Raw genomic sequence first — 563 nt, 5'->3', positions numbered from 1 at the left:
AAGTCGACGACGATGCGGATGATTCTGGGTTTGGATCAGCCGACGTCGGGTGCGGCGTTGATCGACGGCAAGCCGTACCGCGAGCTCAAGACACCGCTGCGGACTGTCGGCGCGTTGTTGGATGCGAAGTGGGTGCACCCGAATCGGAGTGCGCGGGCGCATTTGCAGTGGATGGCTGCTTCGAACGGTATTCCGAAGTCTCGGGTTGACGAGGTGCTCGGGTTGGTCGGGTTGTCCGAGGTGGCGGGCAAGAAGGCCGGCGGGTTCTCGTTGGGTATGTCGCAGCGTCTCGGGTTGGCGGGTGCGTTGTTGGGTGATCCGAAGGTGTTGTTGTTCGACGAGCCGGTCAACGGTCTCGATCCGGAGGGCATCGTCTGGATTCGTAAGTTCATGCAGCGGTTGGCGGCCGAGGGCCGCACGGTGTTGGTGTCGAGTCATCTTCTGTCGGAGATGGCGTTGACGGCGGAGCAGTTGGTGGTGATCGGTCGGGGTCGGTTGATTTCGGATTCGACGGTGGCGGAGTTCGTGGATCGTTCGTCGGAGTCGACGGTGCGCGTGCGTAG

1 protein-coding gene is annotated in these 563 nt (G+C 62.3%); it reads left to right on the top strand.

What is annotated here, in order from left to right; all coding sequences use genetic code 11:
* On the top strand, positions 1-563 hold a 563-nt coding region (locus DBV08_RS31920), incomplete at both ends, for an ATP-binding cassette domain-containing protein (protein WP_124570123.1).

Source organism: Rhodococcus sp. KBW08 (genome assembly GCF_003852455.1).
GTDB classification, from domain to species: Bacteria; Actinomycetota; Actinomycetes; order Mycobacteriales; family Mycobacteriaceae; genus Rhodococcus_F; species Rhodococcus_F baikonurensis.
This window is presented reverse-complemented; position numbering and strand designations above follow the sequence as displayed.